The following is an 18756-nucleotide window of genomic DNA, read 5'->3' as shown; positions in this document are numbered from 1 at the left end:
ATACAACCTAAAGATATGTCTAACAAACTCTCCATTATTTTGAACCAGTTTAACTGTCACATTTAGATTGCGGTTCATCTGACTTATTGTTCCTTTGTCCAATCAATCAACTTTTGCTTTAGTTCGACTTTTGATGGCAAATAAAGTTGATACTCTGAAGCACGGATATTGGCATTTTTGGGAAGGGTTATTTCAACCAACGCATCTTTTTTCTTTCTACAAAGAATAATTCCGACGGTTGCATTCTCATGGGGCTGTTTGACGTAGCGGTCAAAATAATTGACATACATCTGCATTTGACCAATATCCTGATGTGTAAGCTTGCCGATCTTCAAATCAAATAGGACGTAACAACGCAATATCCGATTGTAAAAAACCAGGTCTACAAAAAAGTGTTCTTCATCAAAAGTAAAACGTTTCTGACGTGATTCAAAAAGAAACCCCTTGCCCAACTCCAAAAGAAAATGCTCCAATTTGTCGATTATGGCGTTTTCGAGATCTGTTTCAGAATATTGCGACTTTTCATCAAGTCCCAAAAACTCAAGCACATAAGGATTCTTCAGCAAATCCTGTGGTTTTTCAATCACTTGGCCTTTACGGGAAAGCTTCCTTATGCCTTTCTTGTCTCGGCTTAATGCCAGCCTCTCATAAAGGCCAGAACTAAATTGCCTTTTCAGCTCACGCAATGACCAGCCCATCTCTAAGGATTCTATTTCATAGAAACGGCGCTCATCAACGTTATGTATATTCATTAAAAAAATATAGTGTGACCAGCTTAGTGTAAATTGCACAGGCACTGTCTGCATATTTTGATGCATGGTTAATTTCCGAGACACTGTTTCGGAAATCTGTAATTTACCAGATACCGCAATGTTTTCCCCAGGTGAAGTCAATTTCCGAGATGCCGTTTCGGAAATTTGCTTTTGGTTGCGGTACACCAGATAGAATTTACGCATATTAGAAAGATTATCTTCGGAAAATCCCCGACCAAACTCAACGGTCAGCTTTTTCGATAACTCCTTTAAAATTGCTTTACCGTATGCCGCCCGTTTAGTTCCGTGTTGTTCGTGCTCAACAATTCGATGTCCGATTTCATAATTGGTCAAAACCTGAACAGTATCTATACTTTTGGCCGCGAATTTTCGTGCCGATAAAATTATTTGTCTAATTTCATGTATAAGGTCGACAGTAGAGCCAGCTTTAGAAGTTTTATTTTTTTGTGTTCGCATCTTTATTTCCAGTCATTTATGAGAGAAGTATGACAGTTTCTTACACCAACATTCTGATATTACTTCCAATCTTATCAATTGCGGCTATCAATTTACAGCAACTGAAAATGCCATTATAATAATCCAAATGACATAAATAGCAAGCTCAGTTCACGGGCGTTATCCTGCTCCACTTTTAATTGAGAATGCTGTTTCCTTATTATCCCACCCTCACAATCGCCTCCAGCGGTTTCTACTGATCCAATTCCGCATAATACCTCCGTAATTGCCACTATCCGAAAAATCTTTTTTTGTGAAAATGCCCACCCTCACCATTTTCATAACTCCTACTAAGTACATTATTTTCAAGATGTTGTATACTTATGAACTTATTGATTTTGTAAGAAAAAACACCTAATTTTTCTTACAAGTGCAGTTGAAATTTTGAGCTTGATTTTATCCCACCCTCACAATCGCTTCCATAGCCTTCGCTTGATCCATCTCGCATAAACTTCGGTAATCGCCGCCCGACCTGTGCCCCAATATTATCCTAGCCGTATGGAAACGTGATATCACAGAATTGCACACGTCGCCGCACGTTGAAAAGAAAATCCAGGAACCAAGAATGTCCCAACTCAGCACAGCAATCGAACGTTGCCAAACGTGGCGGCCAAACTGCGCTTGCAGTGGCGCTTGCAGTTAAAACATACCGCTTTAGACTTTTGCTGTCATTTGCAGTCAATCTGGGGAAACAAGATATACCTAAGACGTTCAGTCTCACTCGTCGTAAGCCTTTGAACGTGGCAAGCTTAGACAACCATTGGCAGGTGTTGTCACTGCCAGTCAAAAAGCGGGCGAAGAGATTCGAACTCTCGACTTTCAGCTTGGGAAGCTGACATTCTACCGCTGAATTACGCCCGCATTCTTCGTATCTCGCCTTTCGTGAAGTGTGAAGCGAAATAAACTTCACGAGATATACTCCAGATTATATCCCTATCGGCCTGTTTGGCAAGGCGATATTTTTACTTGCAATAGAGCTGTTGAGTCTGTAAATTATCGTTTTTCCGTCCGGATTGGCCGGATGGGCTGACGGGTAGGTAGCTCAGTTGGTAGAGCAACGGACTGAAAATCCGTGTGTCGGCGGTTCAACTCCGCCCCTGCCCATTGCAAATAGTACTTTCCGGCAGAACCAGCATGCGTGCTAAAATAATCATATCCATCTGCATTGTCGTCACAATATTTATCGCTTACGAGCCTTTGCGCCACAACGGCTTTGTCATATACGACGACCAAAATTACATTACCGAAAATCCTCACATTACAGGCGGCATAACACAAGATTCGATCATTTGGGCATTTACAAAATCGCACGCGGCCAACTGGCATCCCCTTACATGGCTGGGCCATATTATCGACTACCAGATTTTCGGCCTTAATCCGCTCGGATACCACCTTGTCAGTTTGCTTCTGCACATAGCCAATTCGCTGCTCGTTTTTTGGCTCTTTAGCCGGATGACAGGTGCAGTATGGGCAAGTACCTTCATAGCCGCGGTATTTGCGCTGCATCCGCTTCAGGTCGAATCGGTTGCATGGGCGGCTGAGCAAAAGACCGTACTTAGCGGGCTATTGTGGTCTTTGACTATCGCCGCGTATTTCCGATACACAAAATCCCCGGGATTTGGGCGATATGTCCCCGTGTTTCTGGTATATTGTCTTTGTATCTTAACCAAACCAATCGTCGTAACAGTTCCTCTGACCCTGCTTCTGCTGGATTACTGGCCCCTGGGCCGGGTCAACTTTCAGCAAAAGGAATCGACCGTAAAATTAATAATTGAGAAAATCCCCCTGTTCATTTTGTCGGCATTTCTAAGCGTGATGACCCTCGCCGCACAAAAACAAGGAGGAGCAGTCGCCACTTTAGAGAACATTCCGCTGAACGACAGAATCGGCAATATGTTTATTTCCTATATGAGATACATCGGCAAGCTCGTATGGCCGAGCAAGCTGGCTGTTTTTTATCCGCCTCTGCCTGAAAACCTTCCAAAAATCATCGCGATAACCTGTGCGTTATCGTTCGTTATTATCCTCGTACTTTGTATTTATATCATCCCCCGCAGAAAATACATAACGACGGGCTGGTTATGGTACATTGGAACTCTTTTCCCGACGATAGGACTTGTTCAGGCCGGCGCCCAATCGATGGCGAATCGTTATATGTATATTCCAATGCTGGGTCTTCTGATTATTTTTGTATGGACCGTCAAAGATTTTGCCGCCAAACGACCCCGATTATCCGCGGTATTGGCTATGGCCGTGCTGCTGCCGATGATTTTACTTACCCAGGCGCAGGTAAAATACTGGCAGAATGGAACAACGCTGTTCGATTACACATTGAAAGTAACTGAAAATAATCCGATAGCGGAGAACTGCTATGGAATCGCACTGTTCGATGCAGGCCGAGGCGATGAAGCTGTACAACGACTAAGCAGGCTGGTGAATGAGTTTCCGTTATATTCCGATGCACGTAACAATCTCAGTCAGTTTCTTTTAAAGCAGGGAAAACCTGACCGGGCCATCGAGTGCTTCAATGAACTTATAAAGCAAAAACAGGATTCCGCACAAGTGTACTATAATCTGGCGGCGGCATTGAGTATGCAAAAAAAATACGACGATGCCGTTAACAATCTTGCCAAATCGTTAAAGCTTGAACCTGAATATCCGGGCGTTCAAAGGCAAATGGGCTTTGCCCTTCTTGCGTCAGGAAAAGCTGACCAGGCCGTTTCACATCTTAACCAGGCACTGCGGACGGAACCGAACAATCCGGATATATATGTAAATCTCGGCACTGCATATACGCAGCTCGGCCAATACAGGCCGGCAGTTCAAAACTGGTCCCGGGCACTCGAAATCCAGCCCGACAGCAGCGATGTTCTCAATAATCTGGCCTGGGTTTTGGCGGTCTCAGGGGACAGCTCAATCAGGAACGGCGGCAAGGCTGTCGAATTGGCTGAACGTGCCTGTGAGCTTACAAAATACAATAATGCCGGGTTCCTGGATACCCTTGCAGTCGCTTATGCCGCAGCGGGCAGGTTTAGCGATGCAATAACAACAGCTCAAAGAGCAATCAACCTCGCCAAAACGCACGGTCAGGACAATATGGCTGGTGAAATTCAGACGAGATTGGAACTATACAAGGCAAATCAGGCATATATCCAAAAATAATAATACGGAGTGTGCTTTTTTACCCCACTAATGTTAATTAGCAGGTTCGCATATCCACAGAACATCCAGGCCATAAGGGCCGACTATGCGGTGAATGGGATTTGCAAGGTTGAATTCGCCCGGCCGGACGATAAAAAGAGCCCTGCCCGGTGGAGTTCTCTGCCGCAGGCTCATTAAAGCGGGCATAAACGAATCGTTGTACATAAAGTACATTTTTCCATAATGGGTATAATGCTCCCATTCTCCATCGGAGTAAAAATCACGTTTGTCTTCAAACCACTGTTTCGGGTCGTAGCCGAGCGTTACTAAAGAAATAGCGTAAGGCATATTCAGTGAGCTTGTCGTAAAGAATACTCCGTCATAATCCTTAAGACGGGGCTTGAGCCATTGGCAGGCCTCGACCAGGTCGGTATGGTAAGCGTGGTAAATATCAGGGTCGCGGTTATATTTTACATAAAAATTGTTAAAAAATACGGCATTTAATATAACCGCAGCGACAGCAAAGATCGAGACAGTTGTCACTGCCGATTGGCGGTTCTGCTTCCAAAGCCACCGGCCGCTGAAAACGGCACCGACTGCACCTAACAAAATAAGGCTGCACATTCCCGGTGCGCTGCGAAGCGAATGTATGCCGGCTGTGCTGTATATTATATCGCCAACAGGATAGGCGATGATAAAAGCAAGCAGTGTCCGAACTGAAGGTGAGGATTTAAAGTATCGCAAAATGTAAACCAATCCGAGAATCATAAGCGGAAGCATATACCCGTGAAACTGACCGAAGCCCGGCGGCGACTGAATAATATAATGGTCGCCGTGAATAAAAAGAAAGTCCGGACCAAAGTGATGAATGTATCTATTCAAAACATTCTTGATGGTAATCCAGATTGATTCATCACTTAGTGAAAATCCAACTTTTTCAAGCGCCATACTGCGTTGGGAAATACCTTCAGGATGGAAAATATGCTGCCACGCAAGAGGGCCGAAAGTAATTAGAAAACCGAAGACAAATGCCGCAATAGACACAATACCTTTGCGCGTTTTTATAAATCGCCACCATCCCGGAAGTGTTAATAATACCATTAGCGACAGAAAAACAGGTATGAATATGCGCACAGCCTGATAGCCATAGCAGCAAATGCCAGCTGCTATACCTGCAAATACCGCCAGGAACGGTCTGGAGGAATTGTTTTTATCATTATAAATCGGCATACGAGCCCAAAGCAGCATGGCAAGCGGTGTAATACCGAGCAAAGCGCATAAAGTCGCCTCGTGCCCCCAGCGGCCTTGCTGAATCTGCCAGGGATTTAACGCCAATAAAAAAGCGGCCATAAGACCGACCTGCCGGTCGAATAAGCGTTTGCCTGCCAAATAAATAACAAAAACAGTAAATATCCCGGCCGCAGCCCCGGGAAGACGAGTTGTAAATATATTCAGCCCTCCAATGGCTTGAAACGGTATCATAAAGTAAATAAAAAGGGTGCTGCTGTTACCGCCAAGACATCGCATATAAAAAACAGGCCAGGACACGCCAGTCTGGTCCGTGCCGGTCTTGAGCAGACAATAAGCGTTCCAGGCATTGGTTGCCTCGTCCTGATTCAGGCCGGGAGGAGACTTGCCTAAATTGTATAGCCGTAAAAACCCCGCTAACATTAATATAAAAATTAAAAGTACTGTTGTACTTCGCCAGAATGGTGCCTTCTGTGTATCCTGTATTGAAGCTTGAGCAGATTGAGTCATATAGCAAATAAGGTAACTTCAACACCATATTTGCGTCAAGAACAAAAGAAAGGGATTATTTACAAAAAAATCATTAAATATCTATTGACAAGAAAAAATTTGCGTGTATTGAGATAATAAGTATAAAAACGTTGGGATATGTGGATTATCCCGACAGCTTAACCCGCGCAAGGCGGGTATCCTTTTTTATGAGAAAGAAGAATATGTTTGATACAGATGAGTCGTCAACTCCCTCAGTCGAGAGTCAGGATTCAGAACCTCCGAGTAGGCTTCGGCCTGCATGTCCCCCCCATAATTTCAACAATTCAAACCTGCCGGACTTTGCTGACCCCGGCGACTGGAAATGGCAGATAAAAAACCGCATCCGGAGTCTCGATCAGTTCGAAAAATACTTTCCCGGCTCCAATTCTCAGCAAATGAATGAGGTTAGCCGGAAATTTCCAATGGCGATAACGCCATACTACGCCTCTTTGATTCGCCGGCCTGACATTAGCGACCCCGTTTTCGCAATGGCCGTGCCCCAGCCTCGCGAGCTTATCGACCCGTTGTTCCTAAGCGACGACCCCCTGTCCGAGGACGAGGACATGCCTGTACCGGGGATGGTACACCGCTACCGCGACAGGGTGCTGCTTATCGCGACGACAATGTGCTCGATGTACTGCCGACACTGCACCCGCAAACGAATAGCCGGGGCACGTGAAAGCTCAATTTCCGCTCAACGGATAAGGCAGGTAACAGAATACCTCATGGCCCATCCGGAAGTCAGCGATGTAATCGTGTCCGGCGGAGACCCCCTGACAATGAACGACGGCTCAATCGAAATGGTGCTCTCGTCTCTGCGTTCGGTGCCGAGCGTACAGGTCATTCGTATCGGAACCCGTGTTCCGGTGGTGCTGCCGATGAGAATCACGGACGGACTGGTAAATATACTTAAAAAGTATCATCCATTGTGGATTAATACACACTTTAATCACCCCAACGAAATTACGCCGCAGGCTAAAGAGGCCTGTGCGAAACTGGCCGATGCCGGAATCCCGCTCGGCAACCAGACGGTACTGCTGGCGGGCGTAAATGACGATGCCAAGATTATAGAGCAGCTTTGCCGAGGGCTGATTCAGACGCGGGTAAGGCCGTATTATCTTTATCAGTGCGACCTTGTTCGAGGCGTGGAGCATTTCCGAACATCTATCCGCAAAGGTATGGAGATTATGGAATACCTTCGCGGCAGAGTCGGCGGAATCGCAATTCCTACATTCGTAGTCGATGCCCCTCACGGTGGCGGCAAAATCCCCGTTCTGCCAAATTATATCGTCTCGATGAGCCCTTCACATACGGTACTGCGAAATTACGAAGGCCTCTTTGTCAATTATCCCGAACCGTCGGCAAAGCCGGCAGTTGATAACACAACATCAACCGGCAAAATAGGCGTGTGGGAACTGGCCAGCGGAAAAACATCCGTAATAGCTCCGGCGAAAAACCATCATATCAAACGACGTGAAAGGTACGCCGGCCAAAATAAAACCGCCTACCTGTTCGAGCCTTAAAGTATTATGGCAAAGCCGCTGGTAGGATTTGTTTACGATTTACGCAAGGATTATCTTGCCGAGGGTTACTCCGAACAGGATGTTGCAGAATTTGACTCTGAAGAGACGATAAACGCTATTCAGAAAACGATAGAATCACTCGGATATCGTGTTGAGCGAATCGGCAGCGGCAAGTCTTTATGCAAAATGTTGGCCGCCGGCAAACGCTGGGATATGGTTTTCAATATTGCCGAGGGAATCGGCGGACGATGCAGAGAATCATACGTGCCGGCAATTCTCGAAATGCATAAAATACCATATACTTTTTCCGACCCGCTGGTCTGCGCGACGACACTCGACAAGGCTATAGCCAAACAACTCGTCGCTCAAGGCGGATTTGCGACAGCGGCCTTTGCAGTCGTTGAAAAAGCGGAAGATTTGAACGACATAAAACTCAATTATCCCCTCTTCGCAAAACCGCTGGCAGAAGGAACAGGCAAGGGAATCGATGGTAATTCGCATATCGAAAATCCAAAACAACTAAAAAAGATATGCCTGCAGTTACTTTCCGAGTATCGCCAGCCGGTGCTTGTGGAAGAATATCTGCCGGGCAGAGAGTTTACTACCGCCATTCTCGGCACAGGCACTGACTCGGCCGTTCTGGGAACAATGGAAATTGAGATGCGAAGCAAAGATGCCCCGGCGATATATTCTTATGTAAACAAGGAAGAATGCGAGTCCCGTATTTTCTATCATCCAATTTTAGACGACCCCGTGATAAAAAGGAGAGTTGAAAGTTTAGCTCTTGACTGTTATAAGGTTTTACAGTGCCGCGACGCCGGCCGGGTTGATGTTCGCCTCGATAAGACGGGCAAAGCCTGTTTTCTGGAGGTCAATCCCCTGCCGGGTCTGCATCCGAAGCATTCCGACCTGCCGATGATTGCGACGCAGGAAGGAATGAGTTACGAAAAGCTAATCGGCACAATCCTTGATAACGCCTTTAAAAGAGCAAAGAATGGATGACATACTGATTCTGCACAATACTTTCGGCCCACCGGACGACCCGCTGTACGAAAGCAGAGCGTCAGTGATGGACCAGGTCGTTATGGTCGAACAGTCCTGCCGGAAACTTGGAATAAAATATACCGTACTCGGCGTTGAAAATTTAATGCACCTGATAAGCATTCTTAAAGACCGAAAAGAAAAAATCATATTCAATCTCGTTGAGGAATTTCTCGAATCCCTTGAGCAGGCCAGTTTTGTGCCGGTAATTTGTCAGGCCTTCGGCAAAAGCTGTACGGGCAACAGCACACCCGCAAACATATTGGCACAGAATAAATGCCAGACGAAATCCGTGCTTGCCGGATGCGGAATCGCCTGCCCGCAGGGAACTGTTGTTTTGCCGGGAATGAAATTCGAAGCGGATTCACTGAAACAGGGAGCATATATTATCAAGCCGGCGTTTTGCGACGGCAGCGAAGGCATTACCGCCGATTCCGTCGTCCAATTGCCCGCTGAAACGGAAAAAACCCAAACTCTTGTCGAACAATTGCACGGCCAGTTCGGCCATCCCGTTATCGTGGAACAATTTATCGCGGCAAGGGAACTGAATATTTCTATGCTTGAGAGAAACGGCAAGGCCGATGTCCTGCCGATAGCGGAGATTGACTTCGCGGCGTTTGCAGACGGACAGCCGCGAGTTGTCGATTACAGCGCAAAATGGAAAAAGGATTCATTCGTTTATAATAATACACCCCGAAAAATTCCCGCGGATTTAAGCGATGACTTGTACGTCCGGATTGAAAAGCTGTCTATCGCCGCATGGGACGCAATAGGCTGCCGTGATTACGCCCGCGTGGAATTTCGTCTCGATGAAGATGACGAACCTTATATTCTCGAAGTGAACCCGAACCCGGATATTTCGGCCGATGCGGGCTTTGCCGCGGCATTGGCGGCCGCCGGCATCCCGTATGAACAGTTTATTCTAACATTACTCGATAACGCAAACCACCGTCTCAAAGGATTTTCATATGAAAATAAATATTCGAAAAGCCTGCCCTGCTGACCAGACCGTTGCAATGGACATTATAGTAAGGACCGGTTTCTTCCGGCCAGTCGAAGAAATAATCGCCCGTGAAGTATTCGAGGATGCGGCACTGGAAAAGGCCGGCTGCAATTATCAGTCTTATGTCGCAACGATGGAAAACAAGGTTGCCGGCTGGGTATGCTTCGGCGAAACGCCCTGCACGCTCGGTACATACGATATTTACTGGATTGCCGTCGACCCTGATTTTCAGAAACAGCATATCGGTTCGCAATTATTGGCCTTCGCCGAAAAAGAAATCTCATCTCAAAAAGGAAGACTGGCCGTAATCGAGACTTCCGGCTCTGAAAAATATAAATCGACGCAAAATTTTTATATAAAAAACGGCTATCGTCAGGCGGCCTGTGTGGACGATTTTTACGCCCCCGGCGACCCGAAATTAATCTTCACAAAGGCCCTCGGCTAACATTTCTACTTGACAAGCCTTGCGTTTTAACATAATTTAAGCGTTTTCGGGCGGTTAGCTCAGTTGGCTAGAGCGCCTGCCTTACAAGCAGGATGTCGTAGGTTCGAGTCCTATACTGCCCATTTTTCAGCCAGGGGAATTTTTTGCTATGGAAATAATTGATTTAATCAAAACCCGGCGTAGTATCAGGCGATTCAGTCAGGAAAAACTGGAAAGAAATTTTCTGATTGAGCTTGTCGAAGCCGCCCGGTCCGCACCTGCCGGCGGAAACATCCAGGCCCTCGAATATGTTATTGTCGATGAGCCGCAAACCTGCCAAAAACTTTTTGAGTGTCTGTCATGGGCCGGTCACGTCAGGCCGAAAAGAAACCCCCTGCTGAATCAAAGGCCTGTTGCTTACATTGTTGTTCTCGTCGATATCGAAGTTAAGTCCAATTCGGCTGTCGATGCGGCCGCGGCGATAGAAAATATTTTACTTGCCGCCTGGGGCAAAGGCGTCGGCTCATGCTGGCTCGGCGCGATTGACAGGATGAAAATTCTGGAAATTCTTAATGTTGACGAAAAATATCAGATTGATTCTGTCATTGCGCTCGGCAAACCCGCCGAAACCCCGATGCAGGAAGACGCCTCAGAGGATACGAAATATTATCTCGACGAAAAAGATGTTCTGCACGTCCCGAAAAGACCGCTTGAAAAAATCCTCCACATCAATAAATTTATCCGCCATAGCTTTTAGCGACGGCGGATTCCGCGGCGAATAAACAGCCTTTTTAATTTCAGCTTTCATTTTTCCCCTTTCGCCAAATTTAAAATTTATCAATAGGTGGACAATTTTCCTTTGTCCACTGACGCAACAAATCCACTCTCCGCAAATGCGCTTTGCCGAGTTTGATAGACGGTGGAGTTAAGCCTTGCGACATTAAGGCATACCAGATTGAAACAGCAAGCCCGCATAAGGCTGCCGCCTGCTCTGTGCGAAGTAAAAGCGGTTCAAATAGGAAGTGGTGAGGGGTTAGCTTTCATCGCTGTCCCCTATACTTGTACGTTTAAAGAGGACTTTTTCTACGGCTGGGTAATTAAAGTAAAATTCTTCCCCAACTTTTATAGCAGGTATTTTTTTGGCAATTGCCAGTTGGCAACTGGCTGTAATCTCCTAATTTTCAGCCTCGTAATCAGAAAAGAAACAGCTAATAGCCGGCTTTTATGCAGCTTATATAAGAGATCGAACGTATCTGGATATACTGCTATTTGATTGGAAGATACTATTGACATTTATAGACATACGTCGTAATATGTCCACAAATGTCCATAGAACGGAAATACTTTTAATGCAATTGACAGTACGAGATGTAGCCGAGTTATTTGCGGTTAGTGAAAAGACGGTATATCGCTGGCTTGACCAGCAATCTCTGCCCGGCTATCGTGTTAACAGTCAGTACCGCTTTAATCGTACAGAATTGCTCGAATGGGCGATGGCCAACCGGATTAATGTTTCGACGGAGCTATTCAAAGAGCCTGAGTCGGTAAACGCCCAGCTCGGAAGTCTAGGCGAAGCCCTCAAAATGGGAGGTATCCACTATCGCATAAGCGGGGAAGATAAAACTTCTGCCCTGCGGTCGGTAGTTGATATGATGCAGCTTCCGCCGGAAGTTGACAGAGAATTTCTGTTCAATGTGCTTCTTGCCCGCGAGGAAATCGGCTCGACCGGCATAGGCGACGGCATTGCGATTCCGCACGTTAGAAATCCAATAGTGCTGCATGTACCACAGCCAACTATCTCGCTGTGTTTTCTGGAAAAACCTATCGATTTCAAAGCAATTGATCTTCAGCCTGTGTATTGCCTTTTTACCATTGTAAGTCCAACTGCCCGGGCACATCTTCATTTGCTGTCACGCCTGTGTTTTGCATTGCGTGATGAGGAACTAAAGAATGCAATTAAAACGCGAGCTTTGCGTGAAGAAATCTTTTCCCATATCGCCCGTATCGAAGCCGAACTTGATAAACTAAAATCAGCGATGCCGGAGCACCAGGAGAAAAAATAAATGTCAGTCATATTGACTGGTATCGGTCTTATCATATTGACGGGTCTTATTTCTCTGTTTATCAGAGATGCAAAGAGCAGCACACGGTTCGGTGCTGTCGGGGTCATACTCGGTTCAGTCATAAGTATCGTTCCTGCCATAAAAGTATTATGCAGCGGCAATGCTATTTCATTAAAAGTTCCCTGGCAGGTACCTTACGGTTCATTTTATGTCGAACTTGACAGTATTTCGGCCCTGTTTCTAATTCCTGTTCTCCTGATATGCTCGATTGCCGCGGTTTACGGCTGCGGGTATATGCTTGCGTATAAAAATCGCCGGCTGGGCATACCGACATTTTTCTTTAATATTCTCGCTGCGAGTATGGCAATGGTTGTAATGGCTCGCAACAGCATATTATTCCTCGCAGCATGGGAAGTTATGTCTTTGACGTCATATTTTCTCGTAACCTTCGACGATGAGCATGAATCCGTTCGACAGGCAGGCTGGATTTATCTTGTCGCTACCCATATCGGCACAGCGTTTCTTCTGGCATTTTTCATCGTACTTGGCAAATACAGCGGCTCGCTGGATTTCGACAGTTCGAGCATGCTCAAAACCATCGCTCCGGCGGCATCATCTGGATTGTTCCTGCTGGCCCTGGTCGGATTCGGAACAAAGGCCGGCATTATGCCTCTGCATGTCTGGCTGCCGGAAGCGCATCCTGCTGCGCCGAGCCATGTTTCAGCAGTGATGTCGGGCGTGATGATAAAGATGGGCATTTACGGCATTATTCGTACGCTTTCCATTCTGCCCAATATCGAGCTCTGGTGGGGATGGCTCTTAATCGGCCTGGGCATTGTGTCAGGGTTGTTGGGAATTCTATTCGCTCTTGCGCAGCACGACATCAAACGAATGCTCGCTTATTCGAGCGTGGAAAATATCGGAATTATTTTAATCGGACTTGGCCAGGGCCTGGTCGGTATTGCCAGCGGCTTAGAGATACTCGTAGTTTTCGGTTTCGCCGGGGCTTTATTGCATATAATCAACCATTCGATTTTTAAAAGTCTGTTGTTTATGGGTGCAGGCTCAATCCTGCATTCAACAGGTACACGATATATGGATTTATTGGGCGGTCTCATCAAACGTATGCCTCAAACCGCCGCGGCATTTGTCATAGGCGCAATCGCAATATGCGGGCTGCCGCCGCTTAACGGATTTATCGGCGAGTTCCTTTTATATTACGGCTCATTCAGTGCGGCTCTTTCCGACGGTGTGCGGCTGGTCGTGCCGACCGCAGGTGCTATTGCGGCTCTTGCTGTAATCGGCGGTTTTGCACTGGCTGCCTTTACAAAAGTTTTCGGTATTGTTTTCCTCGGTCAGCCGCGTACATCACAGGCGGCAAACGCACACAAGGCAAACGCGGAAATGCAAATCGCGATGTGGATAGCGGCGGGACTTTGCGTCATTATCGGCCTGGCAGCTCCGCTGATACTTCCGGCAATTATCCCGGTTATTTCTCAAATTGCGCCTGTGGTATCTGAAACAACTGCGGCATATATCAGTCAAGCCAATAAGATGCTTTTAACCATCGTGGCAGCTTCAATAGTATTTATGATTCTCGCCGCGGTTCTTGTAATGTTTCGATACAGACTTTTGCGTAATAAAACTGCTGCACAGTCTCCGACGTGGGACTGCGGTTATGCCGCCCCGACGCCTCGTATGCAATATACTTCGTCCTCGTTCTCACAGCCGATAGTGGATATGTTTAAGAGTGTGCTGTACAGCCGCAGCAAAACTGTGAAAATAAAAGAACTGTTTCCGGAGCAGGCACAATTCGAATCTCATACGCCCGATGTAAGCAGCGAATATCTTTATCGCCCGATATTCGAGCGGGTCGATTGGGTAATAAGTAAAATGCGGTGGGTACAGTATGGCGTCGTGCAAATGTACGTACTCTATATTGCCATTACACTGATAATTCTTCTCGTATGGAAACTCAAATGACGAACATAGCAATAATGATAATCCAACCTGTTATTGCGATGCTGCTTGCACCAATGCTTTTGGGTGTAATCAATAGGGTCAAGGCATTTTTCGCAGGCAGACGCGGCCAGCCATTGCTTCAGCCGTACTACGACCTTTGGCGTCTGCTTCACAAAGGCGTCGTTTACAGCACGACAACATCGTGGGTATTCAAAATAGCCCCGGTTATCTGTCTTACGGCAATTATACTGACAGCATTTATCGTTCCTCTCGGCGGTGGCCGCAGTTTGTTAAGCTTTAACGGCGATTTAATTTTCGCGGCTTATTTACTTGGACTGATGAGATTTTTCATTGTCATCGGTGCGCTGGATACCGGCTCAAGTTTCGAGGGAATGGGTGCAAGCCGTGAAGTGCAGTTTTCCGCACTGGCAGAACCGGCTTTATTTATCGCATTGGCGGCTATGGCAAGGCAGACTTCAAGCGTTTCTCTTTCCGGTATTTTCTCTGCTGTTACACCGCAGATGTGGACGAGCAATTGCGCGACACCGCTGCTGACGGCAGCGGCGATGATTATTGTTCTTCTTACGGAGAACGCACGCATTCCGGTAGACGACCCGAATACTCATCTTGAGCTGACAATGATTCACGAGGTGATGGTACTCGATAACAGCGGGCCTGATTTTGCATTTATTTTATACGGTTCCGCACTGAAGCTGTGGATATTTGCCGCGATATTAGTAGGAATGCTTTTGCCGATGAATCAAATGCCGTTATGGATTTCGATACCGGCTGCCGTCGCGGCGGTATTTGCCGTATCGGTTTTCATAGGAATTGTTGAATCATGTATGGCACGGTTTAGGCTGATAAGTGTGCCAAACCTGCTGTTTACGTCTATCTCACTTGCGATACTGTCGCTTGTTTTTGCCTTAAGGAATTAAGCTGTGCGGACAGATATTATAATGGTATTGCTGATACTTACGAACATGGTTGTTCTGGGAAGCAGCAGACTTCGCGCCTGTATTCATGTTGTGGCCGCTCAGGGAGTAGCTCTCGGCATACTGCCGCTGATTATCCACAGTTTTGAGCCGCAACTGCTTATATTTGCCGTACTAAGTGTCCTTCTTAAAGGCGTCATCTTTCCATTGATGCTCTGGCGGACGCTTAGGCAGCTAAATGTCTGGCGTGAAGACGACCCGTATGTCGGATATGGTCTGTCGCTCCTGATGGGACCGATTGCACTTGCGTTTTCGTATTGGATAAGCACGCGACTGCCTATGCCGTTTAGTGTTCATTCACCAATGCTTATTCCAGTAGCGATGTTTACGCTGATTGTTGGATTGTTTATTATCATCAGCCGCAAAAAGGCGCTAACGCAGGTATTGGGATACCTGGTGCTTGAAAATGGTATTTACGCCTTTGGTATGGCTATTGCCAGTCAGCAGCCTATGCTAATCGAACTGGGAATTCTGCTCGATGTATTCGTAGGCGTATTTGTAATGGGCATCGCAATTTTCCATATCAGCAGACAATTCGACCATATCAATACCGACCAATTGAGTACGCTAAAGGACTAAAATGATTTGGGCATTATTATTGATACCATTTACTGCCGCTCTGCTGAGCCTGCTTATCCGCAGCGATAAGCTGCGGCGGAGTATTCTTGTTGTCGCGGCCTTTAGCCACGCTGCGATTATGGCGGCAAGCTGGATTCATACGCCTGCTCCGATATTAAACGGCTGGTTTGAAATAGACCCTATAGCGCAATTGTTTATGAGTATTACCGATGTTTTATTCCTTATGGCTTCGCTGTACGCCATAGGCTATCTCAAGGCTGAGCGACGCAGCCAAAAGAAGGATTTCGAGGAAGGCGAATTCTTTGCCAATGCCCCTGAAACCATTTTTACCGGCTGCCTCCTGATGTTCCTGACGACAATGACAATAGTTATTACCAGTCAAAACTTCGGAATGCTCTGGGTTGCTATGGAAGCAACGACACTGGTAACGGCACCACTGATTTATTTTCACCGTCATCACCGTTCGCTCGAAGCAACGTGGAAATATCTTTTAATTTGCTCGGTAGGTATCGCGGTATCTCTGTTGGGCAATTTCTTTCTTGCCATTGCCGCATCGGCGCATAACGGAGTATCAATACCTCTGATGCGCAGTGACCTTATCGCCAATGCTTCGCAATTATGGGAACCATGGGTTAAGGCGGCCTTTATATTTTTTCTGGTAGGCTACGGCACAAAAATGGGTCTTGCCCCTCTTCATACATGGCTGCCGGATGCGCATTCTGAAGCGCCATCGCTTGTATCGGCACTTCTTTCAGGTGCGCTGCTTAACTGTGCGTTTGTCGGCATTTTAAGGGCGTTTGAAGTAACCACTGCCGCAGGACATATAGCCTTTGCGCAGGACCTTCTGATGTTTTTCGGGCTTGTCTCGATGACATTCGCGGCCGTGTTCGTTATCGGCCAGGCAGATTATAAACGTATGCTTGCTTATTCGAGCGTCGAGCATATCGGCATCCTCGCTATGGGTGTCGGACTGGGCGGCGCGGCCGTATTCGGTTCGATGCTGCACGCAGTCAACCATTCGCTCACTAAGGCGGCTCTGTTTTTGGTTGCTGGAAATATCCTTGCCGCATATAAAACCAAAACCGCAGGCGATGTACGGGGCGTGCTCTCGGCAATACCGGCATCGGGACTATTGTGGACAGCGGGAATACTGGCGATTACAGGCTTTCCGCCTTTTGGAATATTTCTAAGTGAATTTTTGATTCTTAAAGCGAGTATCGACCAGGGACGCTATGCCGTCGCCGTAACGTATCTGGTGCTTCTGGCGATTATTTTCATCGGCATATCCGCTATCGCATTGCGAATGACGCAGGGCCGAAACGTGAAACCTGTCAGTGTAGAGGGTGAGCGAACTCTTTCGATTGTGCCGCCTGCAATATTATTATTGGGAACGCTTGTACTCGGAGTTTATGTTCCGCCGCATCTAAGCAGCCTCCTGCATCATATCGCCAATCTGCTGGGAGGTTATTAATGAGCCGCCAAATACTTAGCCTTTACAATTGTAAGACAGCCGATATAGGCGAATTGCCATTTTTGACAAATGAGGATTTTAGAGATACCGTTATAAATGAGGTTAATAGCGGCGGACACATCGCCGCATTTTTCGGTGTTTCGCAGGATAACGACATAGTAAAATTGGTTATTGTTCTCGCCGATGACCACCATGGCATATTGCGATTGGCAACGACGAGCGTAAAGGAAAGCTATCCATCATTGACGCCGGATTGTCCGCAGGCACATTGGTTCGAGCGCGAGATTGCCGAGCAGTTCGGGATTCGTCCCGACGGTCATCCCTGGCTAAAGCCGATACGTTTTCATCGATCCTATACACAGCATAATTTGTGGAATGGTTCTGGGCCGGGCATAACAGATTTTTTCCGCGTCGAGGGCAGTGAAATACACGAAGTCGCCGTCGGCCCTGTTCACGCAGGCATCATCGAGCCGGGACACTTTCGTTTCCAATGCAATGGAGAAAATGTTCTGCATCTGGAAATATCATTGGGCTATCAGCATCGCGGCATAGAACAGCGAATGACAGGTTCGCCGCATAACAAGTCGATTCATTACATCGAAACCACTGCCGGCGATACCACGATAGGCCATACGCTGGCACACTGCCATGTTCTTGAGGCATTGAGTTCCTGCTCGGCACCGATTCGGGCGCATTCGCTTCGCGGCATCGCTCTCGAACTTGAACGGCTCGCCAATCATACCGGCGACCTCGGAGCGCTGGCCGGCGATATCGGGTATCTGCCCACCTCGTCGTTTTGCGGACGTATTCGCGGAGATTTTCTTAATATGACGGCGATGCTCTGCGGCAATCGTTTCGGCCGCAATTTAATTCGGCCGGGAGGAATGGCTTTCGATATTGAAAAACAACACATCGATGAACTTCGTCGGCGTTTGGTGGCGGCACTAAAAGATGTTACTAATGCGGCCAATTGTTTATGGACGACTCCATCGGTACTTAGCCGATTAGAAGACACCGGCATATTGTCAAAACAAACGGCCACAGACCTGGGTCTTGTTGGTCCGGCAGCCCGTGCCTGCGGTCTCGAACGCGACTGTCGTTATAATTTCGCCGGCGGAGTTTTTCAGTTCAATCAGATTCCAGTTGCAACGTGGAATACCGGAGACGTTTTCGCCCGCGCTTATGTTCGATGGCTCGAAATCCAGCATTCCACTGCGTTCATTAACAACCTTCTCGATACGATGCCTGCGGGTAAGATACAGGTTAATACATCATCCGCGGCGCCGAACAAAATCGCCGTATCGCTCGTCGAAGGCTGGCGAGGCGAAATATGCCATGTTGCTATAACTGATGAATCAGGGAAATTGGCCCGTTATAAAATTATTGATCCTTCGTTCCATAATTGGATGGGTTTGGCTGTTGCGATGAGAAATCAGCAGATATCCGATTTCCCGCTGTGCAATAAAAGTTTCAATCTCTCTTACTGTGGACACGACCTGTGAGATTA

At 47.0% G+C, this 18756-nt stretch carries 14 protein-coding genes and 3 tRNA genes; 14 read left to right on the top strand and 3 right to left on the bottom strand.

Annotated elements, in window-relative coordinates; all coding sequences use genetic code 11:
* Window positions 1-83: 83 nt before the first annotated feature.
* Together WC496_02575 and WC496_02570 are read right to left on the bottom strand one after the other, a co-directional pair.
* Window positions 84-1229 (bottom strand): PDDEXK nuclease domain-containing protein, encoded by a 1146-nt coding sequence (locus WC496_02575; protein MFA5291898.1) that lies wholly within the window; start codon window positions 1227-1229, stop codon window positions 84-86.
* Window positions 1230-2057: 828 nt separating this feature from the next.
* Window positions 2058-2129, bottom strand: a tRNA-Gly gene (locus tag WC496_02570).
* 170 nt (window positions 2130-2299) lie between these two features.
* On the opposite strand from WC496_02570, the gene WC496_02565 reads away from it, so the two are divergent.
* Both WC496_02565 and WC496_02560 read left to right on the top strand, forming a co-directional pair.
* A tRNA-Phe gene (locus WC496_02565) sits at window positions 2300-2372 on the top strand.
* A 30-nt stretch (window positions 2373-2402) separates the two neighbouring features.
* A complete protein-coding gene (locus WC496_02560) occupies window positions 2403-4430 on the top strand; it encodes a tetratricopeptide repeat protein (GenBank protein MFA5291897.1) in 2028 nt (675 codons plus the stop codon).
* Between the two features lie 33 nt (window positions 4431-4463).
* Here the strand turns inward: WC496_02560 and WC496_02555 are convergent, their stop codons facing one another.
* Window positions 4464-6167 carry a glycosyltransferase family 39 protein gene (locus WC496_02555; GenBank protein ID MFA5291896.1) on the bottom strand — a complete coding sequence of 568 codons (1704 nt, stop codon included), beginning with the start codon at window positions 6165-6167 and terminating at the stop codon, window positions 4464-4466.
* A gap of 188 nt (window positions 6168-6355) precedes the next feature.
* On the opposite strand from WC496_02555, the gene WC496_02550 reads away from it, so the two are divergent.
* The 12 genes from WC496_02550 to WC496_02495 all read left to right on the top strand — a co-directional run bounded on the left by WC496_02550 (window position 6356) and on the right by WC496_02495 (window position 18751).
* Window positions 6356-7711, top strand: coding sequence for a KamA family radical SAM protein (locus WC496_02550; GenBank protein ID MFA5291895.1), 1356 nt, complete (start codon window positions 6356-6358; stop codon window positions 7709-7711).
* Between the two features lie 6 nt (window positions 7712-7717).
* Window positions 7718-8713 carry a D-alanine--D-alanine ligase gene (locus tag WC496_02545; GenBank protein ID MFA5291894.1) on the top strand — a complete coding sequence of 332 codons (996 nt, stop codon included), beginning with the start codon at window positions 7718-7720 and terminating at the stop codon, window positions 8711-8713.
* Window positions 8706-9755, top strand: coding sequence for an ATP-grasp domain-containing protein (locus WC496_02540; protein ID MFA5291893.1), 1050 nt, complete (start codon window positions 8706-8708; stop codon window positions 9753-9755). The genes WC496_02545 and WC496_02540 overlap by 8 nt, the downstream gene beginning before the upstream one ends.
* Entirely contained in the window at window positions 9721-10200 is a 480-nt protein-coding gene (locus tag WC496_02535) for a GNAT family N-acetyltransferase (GenBank protein ID MFA5291892.1), read from the top strand. Before WC496_02540 ends, WC496_02535 begins: the two co-directional genes overlap by 35 nt.
* A gap of 48 nt (window positions 10201-10248) precedes the next feature.
* A tRNA-Val gene (locus WC496_02530) sits at window positions 10249-10322 on the top strand.
* 26 nt (window positions 10323-10348) lie between these two features.
* The gene (locus WC496_02525) at window positions 10349-10936 is read left to right on the top strand and encodes a nitroreductase family protein (protein ID MFA5291891.1); all 588 of its coding nucleotides are present in this window, start codon (window positions 10349-10351) and stop codon (window positions 10934-10936) included.
* Window positions 10937-11528: 592 nt separating this feature from the next.
* Window positions 11529-12242 (top strand): PTS sugar transporter subunit IIA, encoded by a 714-nt coding sequence (locus tag WC496_02520; protein ID MFA5291890.1) that lies wholly within the window; start codon window positions 11529-11531, stop codon window positions 12240-12242.
* The gene (locus WC496_02515; GenBank protein ID MFA5291889.1) at window positions 12243-14225 is read left to right on the top strand and encodes a proton-conducting transporter membrane subunit; all 1983 of its coding nucleotides are present in this window, start codon (window positions 12243-12245) and stop codon (window positions 14223-14225) included.
* Window positions 14222-15142 (top strand): NADH-quinone oxidoreductase subunit H, encoded by a 921-nt coding sequence (locus WC496_02510; protein ID MFA5291888.1) that lies wholly within the window; start codon window positions 14222-14224, stop codon window positions 15140-15142. Before WC496_02515 ends, WC496_02510 begins: the two co-directional genes overlap by 4 nt.
* Window positions 15143-15145: 3 nt before the next feature.
* The gene (locus tag WC496_02505; GenBank protein ID MFA5291887.1) at window positions 15146-15778 is read left to right on the top strand and encodes a hydrogenase; all 633 of its coding nucleotides are present in this window, start codon (window positions 15146-15148) and stop codon (window positions 15776-15778) included.
* 1 nt (window position 15779) lies between these two features.
* Window positions 15780-17249: a proton-conducting transporter membrane subunit gene (locus tag WC496_02500; protein ID MFA5291886.1), complete on the top strand. Its 1470-nt coding sequence runs from the start codon at window positions 15780-15782 to the stop codon at window positions 17247-17249.
* Window positions 17249-18751: an NADH-quinone oxidoreductase subunit C gene (locus tag WC496_02495; GenBank protein MFA5291885.1), complete on the top strand. Its 1503-nt coding sequence runs from the start codon at window positions 17249-17251 to the stop codon at window positions 18749-18751. The genes WC496_02500 and WC496_02495 overlap by 1 nt, the downstream gene beginning before the upstream one ends.
* Window positions 18752-18756 lie beyond the last annotated feature (5 nt).

The organism is Phycisphaerae bacterium, assembly GCA_041652575.1.
GTDB lineage: Bacteria > Planctomycetota > Phycisphaerae > Sedimentisphaerales > UBA12454 > UBA12454.
Note: the sequence above shows the minus strand (reverse complement) of the source record. Positions and strands in the feature narration are given on the sequence as shown.